Origin of the sequence: Pseudomonas sp. ICMP 3272 (genome assembly GCF_001466905.1) — a bacterium.
In the GTDB taxonomy this organism is placed as follows: Bacteria; Pseudomonadota; Gammaproteobacteria; order Pseudomonadales; family Pseudomonadaceae; genus Aquipseudomonas; species Aquipseudomonas amygdali.
The window spans coordinates 108,556-128,654 of the sequence record NZ_LKEK01000035.1 but is presented as its reverse complement, the minus strand read 5'-3'; the positions used below and the strand labels follow the sequence as shown (position 1 = coordinate 128,654).

Genomic DNA, 20,099 nt, shown 5'->3' with positions numbered 1-20,099 from the left:
AGAGGAATAACAACAATGATTATCTATGGTGTTGCACTACTAGCTATCTGCACGCTCGCGGGCGTGATTCTCGGTGACATGCTCGGCGTTCTGCTGGGCGTGAAATCCAATGTGGGCGGGGTCGGGATCGCCATGATCCTGTTGATCTGCGCACGTCTGTGGATGCAGAAACACGGCGGCATGACCAAGGACTGCGAAATGGGCGTGGGTTTCTGGGGCGCGCTGTACATACCGGTCGTGGTGGCGATGGCCGCTCAACAAAACGTTGTGACCGCACTCAAGGGCGGGCCGGTGGCGGTGTTGGCCGCTGTGGGTTCGGTGGTGCTGTGTGCCTGCACCATCGCAGTGATCAGTCGTACCAATCGCGGCGAGCCGTTACCCAAGGAAGAGCCGCTGCTGACGCCTGTGATCAAGCCTGAAATAGCCCCGGCTGGAGGTCGCTGATATGTGGGACCTCATCGAGAAAGGACTTGAACACAACGGGCTGATCACCGCATTTGCCTTCGTCGGTATCATCATGTGGGTCTCGGTGGTGCTTTCAAAGCGCCTGACCTTCGGCCGGGTGCATGGCTCGGCCATCGCGATTGTCATCGGGCTGATTCTGGCCTGGGTCGGCGGCACGTTGACCGGCGGCCAGAAGGGGCTTGCCGATATGGCGCTGTTCTCAGGCATCGGCCTGATGGGCGGGGCGATGTTGCGTGACTTCGCCATCGTGGCGACTGCCTTTGAAGTGCAGGCAACCGAGGCACGCAAGGCCGGGCTGATCGGAGCAATTGCCTTGCTGTTGGGCACGATTCTGCCGTTTATCGTGGGCGCGAGCATTGCCTGGGTGTTTGGCTACCGCGATGCAATCAGCATGACCACCATTGGCGCGGGTGCTGTGACCTACATCGTCGGCCCGGTGACCGGTGCTGCGTTGGGTGCGACCTCCGACGTGATGGCCCTGTCGATTGCCACCGGCCTGATCAAGGCGATTCTGGTGATGGTCGGTACGCCCATGGCGGCGCGCTGGATGGGGCTGGACAACCCGCGTTCGGCGATGGTTTTCGGTGGTCTGGCGGGTACTGTCAGCGGCGTTACCGCAGGGCTGGCGGCAACGGATCGGCGTCTGGTGCCTTATGGCGCGCTGACCGCCACTTTTCATACAGGACTGGGCTGTCTGCTGGGGCCGTCGGTGCTGTATTTCATCGTGCGCGCAATCGTCGGTTAGATCCCTTCGATCAGGTCGCCTGCTCCAGCAGGCGATTCGCATACATCCGACACTCGGCCAGCAGCGCCAGCAGGTTAGGGTCTCGCTCTCTGGACTTGAGAAAGACCATGCCGATGTGTTGCTGCATCCGGTAGCGGCTCTGCAATGGAATCAGCCGCACACGGTTTTCATACACTGCGGCTATGCGCCCCGGCAGCAGCGCATAGCCGACGCCGGAACTGACCATGCTCAGCAGGGTGAAGATGTCATTGACCTGCATCGCCACTTTGGGCTCGAACCCGGCCTGCTGAAACACCCGTATGCCATCGCGATGAGTGGCAAAGCCTTGGGTGAGGGTGATAAATGTCGCTTCACGCAGGTCGCTGAGATCCACCTCGCTGTGCTCGGCAAACGGCGAGTCGGTGGGCACAGCCAGGAAGATATCGTCGGAAAACAACGCCAGCTGCTCGCAGTCCGGGTCATGGGTGCTTTCATCCAGCGACACCAGCATGGCGTCGACTTCCATGTTCTTGAGCTTGTACAGCAGGTCCATGTTCGAACCCAGAATCAGATCGATATTCAGCTCGCTGCGGCGGATTTTAAGGCCCATGATCAGCTGCGGCACCGTCTTGACGGTCAGTGAATACAAAGCCCCAAGGCGGAAGCGTGCCGCCGAAAAGCCTGCCGCCTGACGGGTCAGCTCTACGGTGGCGAGCACATCCTGCACCAGTTTCTGCGCACGCTCTTCCAGCACATACGCGCTTTCCAGCGGCGTAAGGTTGCGGCCTTCGTGTTTGAACAGCGGGCAACGCAGGGCGCTTTCCAGCGAGTGAATGGCGCGGTGCACGCTGACGTTGCTGGTCTGCAACTCCTCCGCCGCCCGCGCCAGATTGCCGGTGCGCATGAAGGCCAGGAATATTTCCAGTTTTTTGAGCGTCAGTTCGTCATCGATCTGCATGTCGTGGCGCTGGTTATTGATGTGCGCTGATTGTGCACAAGTCGTGCGCCGATAGCTGCTTAAAATATCCGTCACTGAAACAGGGTGTTGCGATTTGTTTCAATAACCGCGAGCCTCTCTCCCAGTGTTTTGCCACAAGAGGGTATTGAGCGGATGTATTACGGAGAAAAATTCAACGCCTGGTCCCACCTGGTGGGCGCAGTACTGGCCGGTGTCGGCGCAATCTGGCTATTGGTGATGGCGAGTCTGCACGGCGATGTCTGGAAGGTGGTCAGTATTGCGATCTATGGCGCCTGTCTGGTCACGCTGTACAGCGTTTCGACGATCTACCACAGCGTCAAGGGCCGTTCGAAATCGATCATGCAGAAGGTCGATCACTTTTCGATCTACCTGATGATTGCGGGCAGTTACACGCCGTTCTGTCTGGTGACATTGCGCGGCGCATGGGGCTGGACCCTGTTCGGTATCGTCTGGGGGCTGGCGCTGATCGGCATTCTGCAGGAGATAAAACCCCGTTCCGAAGCGCGAATCATGTCCATCGTGATCTACGCCGTGATGGGCTGGATCGTCCTCGTGGCGGTCAAGCCACTGATTGCTGCGCTCGGCCTGGCGGGGTTCATCTGGCTGGCCGGCGGCGGTGTGCTGTACACCGTCGGCATTCTGTTCTTCGCCTACGACCAGATCCGCCACTTTCACGGCATCTGGCACCTGTTCGTGATCGGCGGCAGTTTGATGCACTTCGTGGCGATTTGTTTTTATGTGCTGTGAGGAGGGGACGATCATCAGTGATCAGAAATCGCCCCACAGCTGCTGCGCCACGCTGAGCGCGACCACTGGGGCGGTTTCAGTGCGCAGAACGCGCGGGCCGAGGCGCGCAGCGTGGAAGCCTGCGGCTTGCGCCTGATCGACTTCCGCATCGTTCAGACCGCCTTCCGGACCAATCAGAAAGGCCAGGCTGGCAGGCTTGTCATGGCTGGTCAGAGGTTCAGCCACCGGGTGCAGGACCAGTTTCAGGTCGGCCTCGGTGTGCTTGATCCACTCGGCCAGCGGCATCGGGGCATGAATCACCGGCACCACCGATCGACCGCACTGCTCGCAGGCGCTGATTGCGATCTGTTGCCAGTGCGCCTGGCGCTTCTCGGCGCGTTCGTCCTTCAGGCGCACCTCGCAGCGTTCGCTGACAATCGGGGTAATTTCGCTGACGCCCAGCTCGGTGGCCTTTTGAATAGCCCAGTCCATGCGTTCGCCACGCGACAAGCCTTGGCCCAAGTGGATGCGCAGGCCTGACTCGACCTGCCCGGCAAAGCTTTCGGTCAGTTGCACATGCACGCGCTTCTTGCCGACTTCCAGCAAGGTGCCGCGAAACTCCTGGCCCGATCCGTCGAACAGTTGCAGCGCGTCACCTTCGGTCATGCGCAGCACGCGGCTGATGTAATGCGCCTGGGCCTCAGGCAGTTCGTGCTCGCCCAGGCTCAGCGGCGCTTCAGTAAAAAAGCGGGACAGTCTCATGGTGTGTCTCGGTTCTGGTGTTCGTTTTGTGAGGGTGCATTCGCGAGCCAGCTAAGGTCGCTCGGACAAGCCCCAGCCAGTGGGAGCGAGCTTGCTCGCGAAGGCGCCAGTCCGGCTGCATTTGGTTTTAGCCCCTAACCCGGATCCCTGAAGTCCGGATGAAAGTTCTCGCGCACAACAACACTGACACTGCTGCGCGTAGCGATATCAATGCCCTCGGTGGCCACCTCGGCCAGAAAGTCGATCTGCTCCGGGGTAATCACATACGGCGGCAGAAAATACACCACACTGCCCAGTGGCCGCAGCAATGCGCCACGTTCCAGCGCATGCTGAAAGACCTTCATGCCACGTCGTTCCTGCCACGGGTAGGCGGTCTTGGTGGCTTTGTCCTGAACCATTTCGATAGCGATGGCCATGCCGGTCTGACGCACTTCCGCGACGTGCGGATGATCGGCCAGATGCGCCGTGGCTGTCGCCATACGCTGCGCCAGGGCCTTGTTGTTCTCGATGACGTTGTCCTGCTCGAAGATATCCAGTGTCGCCAGCGCCGCCGCACAGGCCAGCGGGTTGCCGGTGTAACTGTGTGAGTGCAGAAACGCGCGCAGGGTCGGGTAGTCGTCGTAGAACGCGTCGTACACATCGTCGGTGGTCAGGCAGGCTGCCAGCGGTAGGTAACCACCGGTCAGCGCCTTTGACAGGCAGAGGAAATCCGGGCGGATACCCGCTTGTTCACAGGCGAACATGGTGCCGGTGCGGCCGAAACCCACGGCGATTTCATCGTGGATCAGGTGCACGCCGTAGCGGTCGCAGGCTTCGCGCAGCAGCTTGAGGTAGACGGGGTGATACATGCGCATGCCGCCTGCGCCCTGAATCAGCGGTTCGACGATTACTGCTGCAACGCTGGCGTGGTGTTCGGCGAGGGTCTGTTCCATGGCGGCGAACATGTTGCGCGAATGCTCTTCCCAGCTCATGCCGTCCGGGCGGTGATAGCAGTCGGGGCTCGGTACCTTGATGGTGTCGAGCAGCAGCGCCTTGTAGGTTTCGGTAAACAACGGCACGTCGCCCACCGACATCGCCGCCATGGTCTCGCCGTGGTAGCTGTTGGTCAGGGTGACGAAGCGTTTCTTGTCTGGCTGGCCGCGATTGAGCCAGTAGTGAAAACTCATCTTCAGCGCGACTTCAATGCACGATGAGCCATTGTCGGCGTAGAAGCAGCGGTTCAGGCCCTCGGGCGTCAGTTTGACCAGCCGTTCGGACAGCTCGATGACCGGCTGATGACTGAAGCCGGCAAGAATCACGTGCTCCAGCTGGTCGACCTGATCCTTGATGCGCTGGTTGATGCGCGGGTTGGCGTGCCCGAAAACGTTGACCCACCAGGAACTGACAGCGTCCAGATAACGCTTGCCTTCGAAGTCTTCAAGCCATACGCCTTCACCGCGCCTGATCGGTATCAACGGCAGATTTTCGTGGTCTTTCATCTGGGTGCAGGGGTGCCACAGGACCTTCAGGTCACGTTGCATCCACTGGTCATTGAGGCCCATTTTCAATCTCCGGGTAGCGACTCGCCTGATGCGAGGACGAACAATCGCGCAAGCCTATGCAATGCCCGGCTGCGGAACAACCTTTGATGCAGTTTTAACGGCTGATGGACATTGCTGGCGGCTATTTGATGGCTCGCGTATCCTGCGCAGCAAGTCGATGTGCCGGGCTGACTTGCCCAATCTTCCCTATGTTTTCTGGAGTTCGCCGAATGCTTTCTGGTTGGCTGCGCGCCTGTGCGCTGATAGTGGCAGGGTTGGTCAGCGTTTCGACGCTCGCCGATGAAAAACAACGAACCGCCATTGTCGTCGGTGGTGGTCTGGCAGGTTTGACTGCCGCCTATGAACTGCAGGCCAAAGGCTGGCAGGTGACGGTGCTGGAAGCCAAGCCGAGTCTGGGTGGACGCTCCGGTCTGGCGACCAGCGAGTGGATCGGCAACACCAAGGCTCAGCCTGTGCTGAACCGCTACCTGGACAGCTTCAAGCTGACTACCGTGCCCGCGCCTGAATTCGTACGCACGCCCAGCTACCTGATCGACGGTGTGTACTTCACCCAGGCTGACCTGGCCGTCAAGCAGCCGGCGACCGCCGAAGCCATCAAGCGCTACAACGACACGCTGGATAACCTCGCGCGTTCGGTTGACGACCCGGAAAACCCGGCGTCCAACAGCACGCTGTTTGCGCTGGACCAGATCAACGTCGCCAACTGGCTGGACCGTCTGAACCTGCCTGCTACGGCGCGTCAGTTGATCAATCAGCAGATCCGTACCCGCTACGACGAGCCTTCGCGCCTGTCGTTGCTGTACCTCGCCCAGCAATCGCGGGTTTATCGCTCGGTCGACGAGCGTGACTTGCGTGCTGCGCGCCTGCCCGGAGGCAGTGCGGTGCTGACCCAGGCGTTCGTCAAGCAACTCAAGACCGTCAAGACCAACTCGCCGGTGACGGCAGTCGTCCAAGAGAAGGACAAGGTCACCGTCAAGGCTGGCGCGACCAGCTACACGGCGGATTACGTGGTCATGGCCGTGCCGTTGCGTTCGCTGGGCAAGATCCAGATGACGCCTGCGCTGGACGCTCAGCACATGGGCGCGATCAAGAGCACCAACTACGGCTGGCGCGACCAGATCATGCTCAAGTTCAAGACTCCGGTCTGGGACAGCAAGGCACGCATGTCCGGTGAGGTGTTCAGCAACACCGGTCTGGGCATGCTGTGGGTAGAGCCCGCGCTCAAGGGCGGCGCCAACGTGGTGATCAACCTGTCCGGCGACAACGCACGCATCATGCAAGCCTTCGGCGACAAGCAGATGGTCGATCAGGTGCTGATCCGTCTGCATGCGTTCTACCCTGAAGCACGCGGCGCCTACACCGGCTATGAAATCCGCCGTTACAGCGTCGACCCGTCCACCGGTGGTTCCTACCTGGCATTCGGTCCCGGCCAGATCAGTAAATACTGGCGTCTGTGGGAGCGGCCGATTCTGCGCGTAGCCTTTGCTGGCGAGCACACCGACACCTTGTACCCCGGCACTCTGGAAGGTGCCTTGCGCAGCGGTCAGCGTGCGGCCGGTCAGGTCCAGGATCTGGCGGCTGGCAAGTCGTTCGAACCTGTCAAGGTTGCACCGCCGAAAGCGCCGGCTCCGGCTTCGCAGAAGTCCGAAGGCAATTTCTTCAGCAACATGTTCGGCGGTTCGTCCGACAAACCGGCTGAAGCTGCCAAGCCGCAGGCCGACAAGCCAGGCTTCTTCTCGCGCATGTTTGGTGGTGCTGAAGAACCGGCCCCGGCACCTGCTCCGATAGAGAAGGCTGTAGAGCCTGCTCCAGCGCCTGCACCGGCTGTTGCTCCGGCGCCCGTGGTTGCACCGGTGGTTCAGCCTGCCAAGCCGCCGGTAAAAGCCGAGCCTGCGAAGAAACCGGCGACCAAGGCTGAACCTGCGAAAAAGCCGCAGAGCAAGGAAGCCGCCAAAAAAGAAGCGGCGAAGAAAGAAGCAGCAAAAAAGGAAGCTGCGAAAAAAGAGGCAGCGAAAAAGGCTCAGAGCAAACCGGCTCCTGCCAAAACCCCTGCTGAAACAGCGCCCGCAGACGTTAACAACTGACCGGGCAATAGCTGAGCCAAAGAGGACGCGGTGTATACCGCGTCCTTTTTTTATGCCCGCTGAATTCGTTCTGTCTGTGTGGGCTGGGGATATCTGAGCGGATCATGCCGTTCATCGGTATCGAACGGCCGATGGTCATTGCAAAGTATTACTGACGGCAAATTATCGAGATGCTGCCGCAGCGAGGACAGCCTGAGATGCTGTAAAGCCTGTCAGGTGTTGGTGTCACCAGCAGAACCGGCATACGAAACGTCGAACAGACCTATCGTATTGTTCGATATGTCCGAGCGAAATTTTGCGCTTTCATTCGATAGATAAAAAGCTAGTCTGGTAACACTTCTGACAAGGTACTGGTAATGCAGCTACGTAATTCATCCTCTCGCTACGGTCTGGTCAGCATGGTGCTGCACTGGGGTGTGGCTGCTGTCGTGTTTGGAATGTTCGCGCTGGGGCTGTGGATGGTCGGGCTGGATTACTACGATACGTGGCGCAAGGCAGGCCCTGATCTGCACAAGAGTATTGGTATCACCCTGTTTGCGATCATGTTGATCCGCGTGGTCTGGCGTCTGCTCAGCCCGCCACCGCCGCCGTTGACCAGCTACAGTAAGTTGACGCGCATCGGTGCCGCATTCGGTCACCTGTTTTTGTATGTAGCACTGTTTGCCGTGATGTTTGCCGGTTACCTCATCTCCACCGCTGACGGCGTGGGGATTCCGGTATTCGGCCTGTTCGATGTGCCCGCGCTGGTTTCGGGCCTTCCTGATCAGGCAGAAACGGCGGGCTGGATTCACTTGTATCTGGCCTGGGTCATCGTGATATTCGCGGGGCTCCATGGTCTTGCTGCATTGAAGCACCACTTCATCGATCGCGATGTGACCCTCAAGCGCATGCTGGGTCGTAATTGATTGTTCAACCAAAACGGGAATAAAAGCATGTTGAAGAAGTCTCTCGCCGCTCTGGCTCTGGGTACCGCACTGTTGTCTGCTGGCCAGGCCATGGCCGCCGACTACGTTATCGACAAGGAAGGTCAACACGCATTCGTTGACTTCAAGATCAGCCACTTGGGCTACAGCTTCATTCACGGTACCTTCAAGGACTGGGACGGCACGTTCAGCTTCGACGCTGCCAAGCCTGAAGCCAGCAAAATCAATGTCGAGCTGAAAACCGCCAGCCTGTTCACCAACCACGCCGAGCGCGACAAACACATCGCCAGCAAGGACTTCCTGGACGTTGCCAAATACCCGGAAGCCAAGTTCGTTTCCACCAGCGTCAAATCGACCGGTGAGAAAACTGCTGACGTGACTGGCGACCTGACCATGCACGGCGTGACCAAGCCAATCGTGATCAAGGCAACCTTCAACGGCGAAGGCAAGGATCCGTGGGGCGGCTACCGTGCCGGCTTCAACGGTACTTCGACGCTGAACCTGAACGACTTCGGCATCAAAGGCCCTGGCCCGACGTCGCAGACGCTGGATCTGGACATCACCTTCGAAGGCGTACAGAAGAAGTAATTGCACGCCTGATCGACAAAACGCCGACCCTTGGGTCGGCGTTTTTGTTGGTGCGCTGAAACTTCCTGAGATAACTATCGTGCCAATCCTCCGCATTGGCATGCAGTTCGTGACGCTCTGCGTCACAGGTCTGAGCCGCGCTGCCGTCTCAAGATCGGACGCGGAGCGTCCGGGACTGGGCTAACACGCAGAGCGTGGGAGCGATGAATAAAGCGCTTCTTTGTTACAGTGGCACTGACATCGCAGAACCTGTGTTTGACGCGGAGCGCAACAAAGAGGACGCAGAGCGTCCAGAACTGCATGCCGACGCGGAGCGTCGGCACGATAGTCAATATCAAGGCTGCGCTACCACGCGGAGCGTGGGAGCGATGATCATCATCGACACAACGAACGACACGACAAACAAAAACGCCCCGAGCAAGTCGGGGCGTTTTGGGTGTTGCGTGGCTATCAGCTGTCGCGGTTGCGGGTCAGCAGGGCCGGTTTTTCACCGCGTGGGCGGCTCGGCAACTGGTCCAGCTGCTCGGCAGACGGGAAACGGTCGATCTTGGATTCCTTATGCACGATCTTCGGCTGAGGCTGACCGTCGCGCGGGGCACGCACGGCTGGCTCCTGACCTTCACGCGGCAAGGGCTGATCTTCACGTGCCGGGCGACGACCGCGCGGCTGACCATCACGTGAACGCGGAGCCGACGAACCCGAACCGTTGCGCTTTGGCGCGCCAGTACCGGAACCGTTACGAGCGCCGCCCGCAGGTCGACCCGAGTTGGCTGGGCGAGCTGCGCCGCCAGCAGCCGGTGCTGCACCGGGTGCTGCTGCAGGACGACGACCACGGTTCTGGCCTTTGCCCTGATAAGGACTGACGTAGTCAGCACGATTGCCGAAGTTGTCTACTTCGTCGTCGCGGAATTCGTCCGGCGCACGATCGGCCGCCGGACGCGGTATGGATGGCTGCGATGCACGCTGTTCGCTGCGAGGCGTGCCCTCACGAGGTTTTTTTTCGCGTGGCTGCCTTGCAGGGCGTTCGCCAGTGGCGGCTGCAGCAGCAGGTTTTTCCTTGCCTTTGTCCTTGCCCTTGTCGCGACGACCGCCGTTGTTCTTGTCGCCGGCAGGACGTGCACCACGAGAGTTGCGAACATCCGGACGCTCACGCACTTCCGGTTTTTCAGCCTCGACTGCGGTGATGTCGAAGCCCATCAGGTCGCCATCGGCGATCTTCTGTTTAGTCATGCGCTCAATGCTTTTGAGCAGCTTCTCTTCGTCCGGCGCAACCAGGGAAATAGCTTCACCCGAACGACCGGCACGGCCGGTACGACCGATACGGTGAACGTAGTCTTCGTCGACGTTGGGCAGCTCGAAGTTGACGACATGCGGCAACTGATCGATATCCAGGCCGCGTGCGGCGATATCGGTCGCGACCATGATGCGTACATCACCTGCCTTGAAGTCGGCCAGTGCCTTGGTACGGGCGTTCTGGCTCTTGTTGCCGTGGATCGCGACAGCCGCAAGGCCGTGCTTGTCCAGGTACTCGGCCAGACGGTTGGCACCGTGCTTGGTGCGGGTGAAGACCAGCACCTGTTCCCAGGCACCGACGGTAATCAGGTGCGCCAGCAGCGAACGCTTGTGGTTGGCAGCCAGACGGAAAACCCGTTGCTCGATACGCTCGACCGTGGTGTTCGGCGGCGTGACTTCGATGCGCTCGGGGTTGTGCAGCAGCTTGCCAGCCAACGACGTGATGTCATTGGAGAAGGTCGCCGAGAACAGCAGGTTCTGACGCTTGGCCGGCAGCCGCGCGAGGACCTTCTTGACGTCATGGACGAAGCCCATGTCGAGCATCCGGTCTGCTTCATCGAGCACCAGAATTTCAACGTGGGACAAATCGACACTGCCTTGACCGGCCAGGTCGAGCAGGCGGCCGGGGCAGGCTACCAGTACGTCCACACCACGGGACATGGCCTGAACCTGCGGGTTCATGCCGACGCCGCCGAAGATGCAGGCGCTGACGAACTTCAGGTCGCGGGCATAGAGCTTGAAGCTCTCGTGCACTTGTGCGGCCAGTTCGCGGGTGGGGGTCAGGACCAGAACGCGCGGTTGGCGCGGGCCATGACGCTGGGATTTGTCCGGAACACCATTGGGAAACAGCCGCTCCAGAATAGGGAGGGCGAAACCGCCGGTTTTACCAGTACCGGTCTGTGCCGCAACCATCAGATCGCGACCTTGCAACACGGCGGGAATGGCCCGCTGTTGCACTGGGGTAGGCTGGGTATAGCCCGCTGCCTCGATGGCGCGGACTAAAGCCTCGGAGAGACCGAGGGAAGCAAAGGACATGAGTAATCCTGTTCTGTTGGAGCTTAAGCTCAAGGGATGTCTTGCCTGGCGCGAATGGCGTGTAAAGACAACGCGATCCCGTCCGGTCCTGCCGGGTCTTCAGTGCATTCCGTGACGTCTGCGCTTGATGAAAATTGCGCTGTTGGCGTGAACGGATGACGATTGCAAGACCGGGCCTCCGGGCGTAAGCCTGGCGGGAAGGCTGGAGTATAACAGAGCGAACGCAATACGCCGCTTTCCTGCTGCCCAACGGTGTATGAGGCCGCGATCCCACGGAAATTACCGGTCGGACCGCGGTGCCGCAGCCGTTTTCAGCGTGGCAGTTGCAGGTTGTTCCACACCGCCAGGCTCGGTTCTGCCTGGTTCAGCGTGTAGAAATGCAGACCGGGGGCACCGCCTTGCAGCAGTCGTTCGCACATCTGCGTGATGACTTCTTCGCCAAACGCCTGGATGCTTTGCACGTCATCGCCGTAGGCTTCCAGCTGTTTACGGATCCAGCGCGGGATTTCCGCACCGCAGGCATCCGAGAAACGCGCCAGCTTGCTGTAGTTGGTGATCGGCATGATGCCCGGCACGATCGGAATGCTGACGCCCATCTTCTCGACCCGCTCGACGAAGTTGAAATAGCTGTCGGCGTTGAAGAAGTACTGCGTGATTGCACTGTCGGCGCCGGCGTTGGCCTTGTTGACGAAGTGCTTGAGGTCGTCCTCGAAATTGCGCGCCTGCGGATGCATTTCCGGGTAGGCGGCGACTTCGATGTGGAAATGGCTGCCGCTTTCCTGGCGAATGAAGCTCACCAGGTCATTGGCGTGACGCAACTCACCGCTGGCCATGCCCATGCCGGAAGGCAGGTCGCCGCGCAGGGCCACGATGCGTTTGATACCCGCATCCTTGTACTGAGCCAGCAGGTTGCGCAAATCTTCCTTGCTGTCGCCCACGCACGACAAATGCGGTGCAGCAGGCACTTTTACTTCGTTCTCCAGCTGCAGCACGGTATTAAGCGTGCGGTCGCGGGTAGAACCACCGGCACCGTAAGTGCAGGAGAAAAAATCGGGGTTGTACGTAGCGAGCTGACGAGCAACGGTCAGCAGCTTTTCATGTCCAGCGTCGGTCTTGGTAGGAAAGAACTCGAAGCTGAAGCGGCGTTCTTGAGACATGGAGCCGATCTCGTCGTAGGAGCGAACTTGTTCGCGAAAAGGCCGGAACGGCCTTCAGATACTGAGCATCACCGGGGCAGCGAGTGCTGCCGGTGATGGCTGATCACGCTCGATCCGCTTCTGCGTAAGAAGCGGACCGAGCCTGCTCAATCAGTAGCGATAAGCGTGCGGCTTGAACGGACCTTCGACGGTAACGCCGATGTAATCGGCCTGGGTCTTGGTCAGCTTGGTCACAACGCCGCCGAAGCCGCGGACCATTTCCAGGGCCACTTCTTCGTCAAGCTTCTTGGGCAGTACTTCAACGGTCAGACGCTCGGCCTTTTTGGCGGGAGCCAGGTCAGCGTACTTCTGCTCGAAGAGGAAGATCTGCGCCAGCACCTGATTGGCGAACGAGCCGTCCATGATGCGGCTTGGGTGGCCAGTGGCGTTACCCAAGTTGACCAGACGGCCTTCGGCCAGCAGGATCAGGTAGTCATCGTTCTGGGCGTCGAACGCGCCAGGGCCGGTGCGATGGATCTTGTGAACCTGTGGCTTCACTTCTTCCCATGCCCAGTTCTTGCGCATGAAAGCGGTGTCGATTTCGTTGTCGAAGTGACCGATGTTGCACACCACAGCGCGTTTTTTCAGCGCTTTGAGCATGTTCGAATCACAAACGTTGACGTTACCGGTGGTGGTCACGATCAGGTCGATCTTGCCCAGCAGGGCCTTGTCGATGCTTGCTTCGGTGCCGTCGTTTTCGCCGTCGATGAATGGCGAGACCAGTTCGAAACCGTCCATGCAGGCCTGCATGGCGCAGATCGGGTCGACTTCGGTCACTTTGACGATCATGCCTTCCTGACGCAGCGACTGGGCCGAGCCCTTGCCCACGTCACCGTAGCCGATCACCAGCGCCTGCTTGCCGGACAGCAAGTGGTCGGTGCCGCGCTTGATGGCGTCGTTCAGGCTGTGACGGCAGCCGTACTTGTTGTCGTTCTTGCTCTTGGTCACCGAGTCGTTGACGTTGATGGCCGGGATTTTCAGCTCGCCCTTGGCCAGCATGTCCAGCAGGCGGTGAACGCCAGTGGTGGTTTCTTCGGTGACGCCGTGGATCTTGTCCAGCATCGCCGGGTATTTCTTGTGGATGATCTCGGTCAGGTCGCCGCCGTCGTCGAGAATCATGTTGGCGTCCCATGGCTGGCCATCCTTGAGGATGGTCTGCTCGATGCACCACTCGTATTCTTCTTCGGTTTCGCCTTTCCAGGCGAACACAGGAATGCCGGCAGCAGCGATGGCCGCAGCAGCCTGGTCCTGAGTGGAGAAAATGTTGCACGACGACCAGCGAACTTCGGCACCCAAGGCAACCAGGGTTTCGATCAGCACGGCGGTCTGAATGGTCATGTGGATGCAGCCGAGAATCTTCGCGCCTTTCAGCGGCTGATCACCAGCGTATTTGCGACGCAGACCCATCAGGGCAGGCATTTCGGATTCGGCAATGATGGTTTCGCGACGACCCCAGGCGGCCAGGGAAATGTCGGCAACCTTGTAGTCATTGAATTCTGCGGGCGTGATTACAGCACTCATTGAGAGTCTCCATTCCATAAAAATGCGAATGGGCGCCGTTGTGCGTTTAAGGTTTGCCGGTCGAGGATCGTCCTGGCAAACAACGCCCCATCCGAGCCTGACAGGAAAAACCTGCTGCAGCGCCCCTCGGACAGGTGGCGGGAACGGTATCAAGCGTGGATGACCGTTTTGAAACGTTGGGCAGTATAGCTGCGCTCGCGATTCTTCCCAAGGCTTTCTGTCGGTTTAAAGGCCATGTAATTGCCATCTGCCTGTAATCGGGTCGATGCACAGTTGCTATGACGCAGGCATGGGCGTGGGCCGCCGGCTCTGCCATCATGCGCATCTCTACCGGCCAGACGCTCAGGAGTGAACATGAATTTCCACACCCGCAAGTGGGTCAAGCCCGAAGACCTCAACCCCAACGGCACATTGTTCGGCGGTAGCCTGCTGCGCTGGATCGATGAAGAAGCGGCGATCTACGCGATTGTCCAGTTGGGTAATCAGCGCGTGGTGACCAAGTACATCTCGGAAATCAACTTTGTCAGCGCCTCGCGTCAGGGCGACATCATCGAACTGGGCATCACCGCCACGGAATTCGGCCGCACCTCGATCACCCTCAAATGCCAGGTGCGCAACAAGATCACCCGCAAAAGCATTTTGACTGTCGACAAGATCGTCTTCGTCAACCTCGATGAAGACGGCCAGCCAGCGCCGCACGGCCGGACTGAAATCCGCTATATAAAGGACCAGTTCGACGTAGAGGACTGATACCTCTTCAAGATCGGACGCGGAGCGTCCAGAACGGCATGCGACGCGGAGCGTNGGCACGACAGTTACAGAATGATCGTTCCTCACGCTCCGCGTGGGAATGCCGTTCACGACGCTCCGCGTCGTCTATCCCGCGTGTTTCAGCCCTTGGCTTGTAGCTCGCGCAACCACGCCAGACCCACGCTGGTGTCGCCTTTAGGGCGGTATTCGCAGCCGATCCAGCCGCTGTAGCCCAACTCGTCGATCACGTTGAACAGGTGTTCGTAATTCAGCTCGCCCAGGTTCGGCTCGTTACGATCCGGTACCCCGGCGATCTGAATATGGCCAATACCCGCAAAGTCCCGGCGCAGCTTGCTGGTCAGGTCGCCTTCGACGATCTGGCAGTGGTAGCAGTCGAACTGCACCTTCAGATTGTCAGCGCCCACCAGTCTGCAGATTTCCTGTGCCTGATCCTGACGATTGAGGAAGAAGCCCGGCATGTCGCGGGTGTTGATCGGCTCGATCAGAATCGTGACCCCTGCGCGCTTGGCTTGCTGAGCCGCGAACGCCAGATTCTCCAGATAGACCGCCTGATGACGCTCACGCAAGCTTTCATCGGCCAGCAAGCCAGCCATGACATGCACTCGGTCATTGCCCAGCACCTGCGCATACTCCAGAGCCCGCTCGATGCCGCTGCGAAATTCCGCCTCACGACCCGGCAGCGTGGCAATGCCTCGCTCGCCTGCTTCCCAGTCGCCTGGCGGGGCGTTGAACAGCGCCTGCACCAGACCGTTGTCGCTCAGGCGCTGCTTGAGTTCCTGAGTGCCGTAGGCGTAAGGGAACAGGTACTCGACCGCGCCGAAACCATCGGCAGCGGCTGCGGCGAAGCGCTCAAGAAAGTCATGCTGCGGGTACAGCATGCTGAGGTTGGCGGCAAAACGAGGCATGTTAACTCCAGTCTTCAAAGGGTCAGACGAATGGCCAAAGCAGCAGGGTGATCACGAAGCCCAGTGTGCCGAGCAGCGTGACCAGTACGGTCCAGGTGCGCAAGCCGTCGGCGACGTTGAGGCCCGCCAGCTTGGTGAACATCCAGTAACCGGCATCGTTGATGTGCGACATGGCCAGACCGCCACCGCCCATCGCCAGGCACAGCAGGGCCAGGTGGTTGGCGCTCAGGTCCAGCGTGGCGATCAGCGGGCTGAGAATGCCTGCAGTGGTCACCAGTGCAACGGTGGTGGAGCCCTGAACAGCGCGCAGCAGCAGGGTCAGCAGGAAGCCCAGCGCGAGTACCGGCAGACCGGTGTTGCGCAGCGCCTCGGAGACCACGGCACCAATGCCGGTGTCGACCAGCACCTTGCCGAACACGCCACCGGCACCGGCAATCAGAATAACCATCGCCACACCGGGCAAGGCCGAACCGATCACGTCGGACACCTGAGTACGGCTCCAGCCGCGACGCGAGCCCAACAGCCATGCGCACAGCAGGGTATCGATCAGCAGCGCAACCAAGGGGGCACCCAGTACGGTCAGCACTGCGCGCAGCGTGGACGTGGCTGGCAGCATGGTGGTGGCCAGTGTGCCCATCAGAATCAGCACGATCGGCAGCAGGATCAGCGCGATGATCAGTCCGAAACCCGGTGCGGGCGCAGGCGGCAGCTTGCTCGCCAGGCTGCTGGCGGTCTCTTCTGCGCCCAGGGTTCTGGTTTCAGTGGCCTCACGCACAGCGGAATAATCGTTGCGGGCCCAGGCTTCCAGGTCTTCGTTGGTAACGTGCGGGCCGTAGACTTCGGCGCGGATATCGTCGGTCATCGGGTAGGTCTTGCGGGTCATGCGCCCTGCGACGAAATAACCGATCATGCACAGCACCGCAACGATCGGAATGCCCAGCATCAGCACCCGTCCAAGGTCCGCGCCCAACTGACTGGCAGCGGCGACCGCGCCAGGGTGTGGCGGCAGAAACGCATGCACGGCGAGCAAGGCGGCGCACATCGGCAGCGCGAAAATCAGCAGCGGCTTGCGTGCCGCACGTGCCACGCCGTATGCCAACGGCATGAGGATGATCACGCCGACTTCGAAGAACACCGGAATACCGACCATGAAACCCGCAATGGTCAGCGCCAGAGGCGTGCGCTTGTTGCCGAAGCGGTTGATCAGGGTCTTGGCCAGTGCTTCAGCCCCGCCGGACAGCTCGATGATGCGCCCGATCATCGCGCCCAGGGCGATGATGATCGCGATATGGCCGAGGGTCTTGCCCATGCCGCCTTCGATGGTGGCAACCAGATCGGCCGGTTTAACACCGGCGACCAGCGCCACGATAATGCTGACCAGCATCAGGGCGACAAAGGGCTGGAATTTGTACTTGAGCACCAGAAACAACAGCAGTGCGATGCCCGCACCGGCCACGACCATCAACATGAGCGGCGTCATGCCCGTGCACTCCGGTCGATGGTGGTAAAGACTGACAACGAAACAGCGGGGTAGGGGTGAGTCATGCTCTCGATTCCTGTTGTTATTGTTTTTCGACCGGGAGGCGCAATGCGCTCCCCGATCACCGTGTGCTCGTTACCACCTGGCGCCGAACACCTGACGCAGCTCTTCAAGCGCCGCCGGGTCCAGCGGTGCAGGTTTGGGGTTGCTCATCAGCCACAGACGCGCTGTTTCTTCCAGCTCTTCCAAGGCGTAGCAGGCCTTGGCCACCGAGCTTTCCCAGACCACCGGGCCGAGCCGCTCGAGCATCACGCCGCGCACACTGTTGGCCAGTTCCGCCACGCGCTCGGCGACTTTCGGCGAGCCCGGACGCTGGTAAGGGATCAGCGGGATATGCCCGACCTTCATGACCTGATACGGCGTCAGCGGCGGCAGAATGTCGTCCTCCTGCCACACCCCGGCCAGGGTCAAGGCGACCAGATGCGTCGAGTGGGTGTGCACCACGCCGCCGACTTCAGGGTTGCGGTCGTAGACTTCGCGGTGCAGGGCCAGGGTCTTGGACGGCTTGCTACCCGATACCCATTCACCGGCCAGATTGACCTTGGCGATATCCGCCGGGTCCATGCGGCCCAGGCAGGCGTCGGTCGGGGTGATCAGCCAGCCATCGTCGAGCCGCGCGCTGATGTTGCCGGCGCTGCCCACCGTGTAGCCGCGGCCATACAACAGCCTGCCGACGTCGCAGATTTCCTGACGCAGGGCGTTTTCATCAATCATCAGGCTGCCCCCGCCAGTTGCTTGAGGGCTTTGGCGAAGAAGTCGCGAGCGCCGAAATTACCGGACTTGAGCGCCAGTGCCAGCGGTTGTGCACCGCTGCTGACCGTGGCCGGAACGCCCGGGTCGATCTGTGCGCCGATCTGCAACAGTTGCACGCCCAGCGCCTGAACCACCGCACCGGAGGTTTCGCCACCGGCGACTACAAAACGGCGCACACCAGCGTTCAGCAGCCCCTTGGCGATCTCGCCCAACGCGGCTTCGACCATGGCACCGGAGCGTTCAACACCCAGCTCTTTCTGCACGGCTTTGACTTCATCCGGAGTGCTGGTGGCGTAGATCAACACGGTTTGCCCGGCGTCTCTGGCAAATGCCAGCGCCTGCTCGACCACCGGCTTGCCTGCGGCCAGATCCAGCGGGTTGATGCGCAGCGCAGGGCGATTGTCTTCCAGCCAGGCCGCGACCTGGCCATTGGTGGCAACCGAAGCGCTGCCCGCCAACACCACTTCGCCGCCGCTGATAGCGATCTGTTTGGCTGCATCAATGTCACGCAGCTTGCCCGCTTTGCGGAAATTGCCCGGCAAGCCCAATGCCAGCCCCGAGCCGCCGGTCAGCAGTGGCAGGTCAGCGCAGGCTGCGCCCAGTGTGTACAGGTCCGCGTCCGACAGGGCGTCGGCAATCGCCATGCTCACGCCCTCGGCGCGCAGTTCGGCAATCTTGCTGCGCACGCTATCCACACCGTTGGCGACTGTGTCATAGCGCAGCAAGCCGACTTTGCCGGTGGTCTGCGCTTGCAGCACGCGCACCAGATTGGCATCGGTCATCGGCGTCAGTGGGTGGTTCTGCATGCCTGATTCGCTGAGCAACTGGTCCTGTACGAACAGGTGGCCGCGGAAAATCGTGCGGCCGTTTTCCGGGAAGGCCGGGCAGGCCAGGGTGAAGTCGCTGTCCAGTTGTTTCAGCAGTGCTTCACTCACCTGACCGATATTGCCAGCGGCGGTCGAATCGAAGGTCGAGCAATATTTGAAGAAGATCTGCTCGCAACCGCGCTCGCGCAGCCATTCCAGCGCGGCGAGGGATTCAGCCACCGCGTCGGCGCTTGGCGTGGTGCGCGATTTCAGGGCGATGACAATCGCGTCGGCGTCCAGACCGGCAGCCATTTCGGCGCTGGGGATGCCGATGCTCTGCACGGTGCGCATGCCGCCGCGCACCAGCATGTTGGCAAGGTCGGTGGCGCCGGTGAAGTCATCGGCAATGCAGCCCAGCAGCGGGCGAGCGTTGTTCAGGCTCATCAGTCGCTCCTCAGGCTTTTTCTGGCTTGGCTTTCGGCAATTCGATGCCCGGGAAAATCTTGATCACTGCCGAGTCATCCTCGCGGCCGAAACCGGCGCTGGAGGCCTGCATGAACATCTGGTGTGCGGTGGCCGACAGCGGCAGCGGGAATTTGCTGCTGCGCGCGGTATCCAGCACCAGGCCGAGGTCCTTGACGAAGATATCCACAGCCGACAGCGGCGTGTAATCGGCGTTGAGGATGTGCGGCACGCGGTTCTCGAACATCCACGAGTTACCGGCACTGTTGGTGATCACTTCGTACAGCGCGTCAGCATCGACACCTTCACGCAGACCGAGGGCCATGGCTTCGGCGCTGGCTGCAATGTGTACGCCGGCCAGCAACTGGTTGATGATTTTGACTTTCGAGCCCAGCCCGTGGACGTCGCCCAGGCGGTATACCTTGCCGGCCATGCCATTGAGGATGGCTTCGGCCTTGGCGTAAGACTCGGCCGGGCCGGAAGTCATCATGGTCATCTGGCCAGCGGCAGCCTTGGCGGCGCCGCCGGAGATCGGTGCGTCGAGGTACAGCAGGTTCTGTGCGGCCAGACGCTCGCCAAGTTCGACGGCGAAGGTCGGCGCAACGGTGGCGCAACCGATGACCAGACTGCCCGGACGCAGCGCCGCGACCGCGCCGTTTTCACCAAACAGAACGGTTTCGGTCTGCCCGGCATTGACCACGACGGTAATTATCACATCGCAGGCAGCGGCCATGCTGGCCGGGGATTGGCAGGCAACGCCGCCTTCCTGAGCAAACGCTTCGGTCACGCTACTGCGCACATCGCAGGCATGCACAGTGAAGCCGCTACGCAGCAGTGAACGGGCAATGCCCAGACCCATCGCACCCAGGCCGATAACGCCAACGTTTTTGCTGGTCATGCAGTAATCCTCAAAGTCAGTGCCGATGCCTGTGTCGCTGGCATTCGAGCGTTATTGTTCTGATCTGTGAATCGGATAGTGAATCAATGAGTAAATAATGTGAAGTATTTTTATTTTTCACAAAAAT

At 60.4% G+C, this 20,099-nt stretch carries 18 protein-coding genes and 1 riboswitch; of the genes, 7 read left to right on the top strand and 11 right to left on the bottom strand.

Going from position 1 to position 20,099, the window contains the following annotated elements; genetic code table 11:
- The first annotated feature begins 15 nt into the window (after positions 1-15).
- Positions 16-444 carry a malonate transporter subunit MadL gene (gene madL, locus AO068_RS04350; protein ID WP_002551699.1) on the top strand — a complete coding sequence of 143 codons (429 nt, stop codon included), beginning with the start codon at positions 16-18 and terminating at the stop codon, positions 442-444.
- Position 445: 1 nt separating this feature from the next.
- Entirely contained in the window at positions 446-1,210 is a 765-nt protein-coding gene (gene madM, locus AO068_RS04345) for a malonate transporter subunit MadM (protein WP_004666470.1), read from the top strand.
- 10 nt (positions 1,211-1,220) lie between these two features.
- Here the strand turns inward: madM and AO068_RS04340 are convergent, their stop codons facing one another.
- Positions 1,221-2,147, bottom strand: coding sequence for a LysR family transcriptional regulator (locus AO068_RS04340; protein WP_005731031.1), 927 nt, complete (start codon positions 2,145-2,147; stop codon positions 1,221-1,223).
- Between the two features lie 153 nt (positions 2,148-2,300).
- On the opposite strand from AO068_RS04340, the gene trhA reads away from it, so the two are divergent.
- Positions 2,301-2,915, top strand: coding sequence for a PAQR family membrane homeostasis protein TrhA (trhA, locus tag AO068_RS04335; RefSeq protein WP_044317446.1), 615 nt, complete (start codon positions 2,301-2,303; stop codon positions 2,913-2,915).
- Between the two features lie 21 nt (positions 2,916-2,936).
- Here trhA and AO068_RS04330 read toward each other — a convergent pair whose 3' ends face one another.
- Both AO068_RS04330 and AO068_RS04325 read right to left on the bottom strand, forming a co-directional pair.
- Positions 2,937-3,656 carry a 16S rRNA (uracil(1498)-N(3))-methyltransferase gene (locus AO068_RS04330; protein ID WP_005743076.1) on the bottom strand — a complete coding sequence of 240 codons (720 nt, stop codon included), beginning with the start codon at positions 3,654-3,656 and terminating at the stop codon, positions 2,937-2,939.
- 134 nt (positions 3,657-3,790) lie between these two features.
- Positions 3,791-5,197 carry an adenosylmethionine--8-amino-7-oxononanoate transaminase gene (locus AO068_RS04325; protein WP_058407744.1) on the bottom strand — a complete coding sequence of 469 codons (1,407 nt, stop codon included), beginning with the start codon at positions 5,195-5,197 and terminating at the stop codon, positions 3,791-3,793.
- A 209-nt stretch (positions 5,198-5,406) separates the two neighbouring features.
- Between AO068_RS04325 and AO068_RS04320 the strand changes: the two genes are divergently transcribed.
- From AO068_RS04320 to AO068_RS04310, 3 genes are all read left to right on the top strand, one after another.
- The gene (locus AO068_RS04320) at positions 5,407-7,281 is read left to right on the top strand and encodes a flavin monoamine oxidase family protein (protein WP_058407743.1); all 1,875 of its coding nucleotides are present in this window, start codon (positions 5,407-5,409) and stop codon (positions 7,279-7,281) included.
- Positions 7,282-7,637: 356 nt separating this feature from the next.
- Positions 7,638-8,186: a cytochrome b gene (locus tag AO068_RS04315; protein WP_002551706.1), complete on the top strand. Its 549-nt coding sequence runs from the start codon at positions 7,638-7,640 to the stop codon at positions 8,184-8,186.
- A 27-nt stretch (positions 8,187-8,213) separates the two neighbouring features.
- A complete protein-coding gene (locus AO068_RS04310; protein ID WP_058407742.1) occupies positions 8,214-8,792 on the top strand; it encodes a YceI family protein in 579 nt (192 codons plus the stop codon).
- A 450-nt stretch (positions 8,793-9,242) separates the two neighbouring features.
- Here AO068_RS04310 and AO068_RS04305 read toward each other — a convergent pair whose 3' ends face one another.
- The 3 genes from AO068_RS04305 to ahcY all read right to left on the bottom strand — a co-directional run bounded on the left by AO068_RS04305 (position 9,243) and on the right by ahcY (position 13,837).
- Positions 9,243-11,120 (bottom strand): DEAD/DEAH box helicase, encoded by a 1,878-nt coding sequence (locus AO068_RS04305; protein ID WP_058399837.1) that lies wholly within the window; start codon positions 11,118-11,120, stop codon positions 9,243-9,245.
- A 311-nt stretch (positions 11,121-11,431) separates the two neighbouring features.
- A complete protein-coding gene (gene metF, locus AO068_RS04300) occupies positions 11,432-12,277 on the bottom strand; it encodes a methylenetetrahydrofolate reductase [NAD(P)H] (RefSeq protein ID WP_058407741.1) in 846 nt (281 codons plus the stop codon).
- Positions 12,278-12,427: 150 nt separating this feature from the next.
- Positions 12,428-13,837, bottom strand: coding sequence for an adenosylhomocysteinase (gene ahcY, locus AO068_RS04295; RefSeq protein ID WP_058407740.1), 1,410 nt, complete (start codon positions 13,835-13,837; stop codon positions 12,428-12,430).
- A gap of 23 nt (positions 13,838-13,860) precedes the next feature.
- Positions 13,861-13,971: riboswitch (S-adenosyl-L-homocysteine riboswitch) on the bottom strand.
- Positions 13,972-14,191: 220 nt separating this feature from the next.
- Here ahcY and AO068_RS04290 point away from each other — a divergent pair.
- On the top strand, positions 14,192-14,587 hold the full coding sequence (locus tag AO068_RS04290; protein ID WP_004409331.1) for an acyl-CoA thioesterase: 396 nt from the start codon (positions 14,192-14,194) through the stop codon (positions 14,585-14,587).
- 140 nt (positions 14,588-14,727) lie between these two features.
- On the opposite strand, the gene otnI is transcribed toward AO068_RS04290, so the two are convergent.
- The 5 genes from otnI to ltnD form a co-directional block, all read right to left on the bottom strand.
- Positions 14,728-15,513, bottom strand: a complete 786-nt coding sequence (gene otnI, locus AO068_RS04285; RefSeq protein ID WP_058407739.1) for a 2-oxo-tetronate isomerase — start codon at positions 15,511-15,513, stop codon at positions 14,728-14,730.
- A gap of 22 nt (positions 15,514-15,535) precedes the next feature.
- The gene (locus AO068_RS04280; RefSeq protein WP_058407738.1) at positions 15,536-16,993 is read right to left on the bottom strand and encodes a GntT/GntP/DsdX family permease; all 1,458 of its coding nucleotides are present in this window, start codon (positions 16,991-16,993) and stop codon (positions 15,536-15,538) included.
- Between the two features lie 135 nt (positions 16,994-17,128).
- Positions 17,129-17,767, bottom strand: a complete 639-nt coding sequence (gene otnC / locus AO068_RS04275) for a 3-oxo-tetronate 4-phosphate decarboxylase (RefSeq protein WP_058399840.1) — start codon at positions 17,765-17,767, stop codon at positions 17,129-17,131.
- Positions 17,767-19,056 (bottom strand): 3-oxo-tetronate kinase, encoded by a 1,290-nt coding sequence (gene otnK, locus AO068_RS04270; protein ID WP_058399841.1) that lies wholly within the window; start codon positions 19,054-19,056, stop codon positions 17,767-17,769. The genes otnC and otnK overlap by 1 nt, the downstream gene beginning before the upstream one ends.
- A 10-nt stretch (positions 19,057-19,066) precedes the next feature.
- Positions 19,067-19,972: an L-threonate dehydrogenase gene (gene ltnD / locus AO068_RS04265; RefSeq protein ID WP_058407737.1), complete on the bottom strand. Its 906-nt coding sequence runs from the start codon at positions 19,970-19,972 to the stop codon at positions 19,067-19,069.
- Positions 19,973-20,099 lie beyond the last annotated feature (127 nt).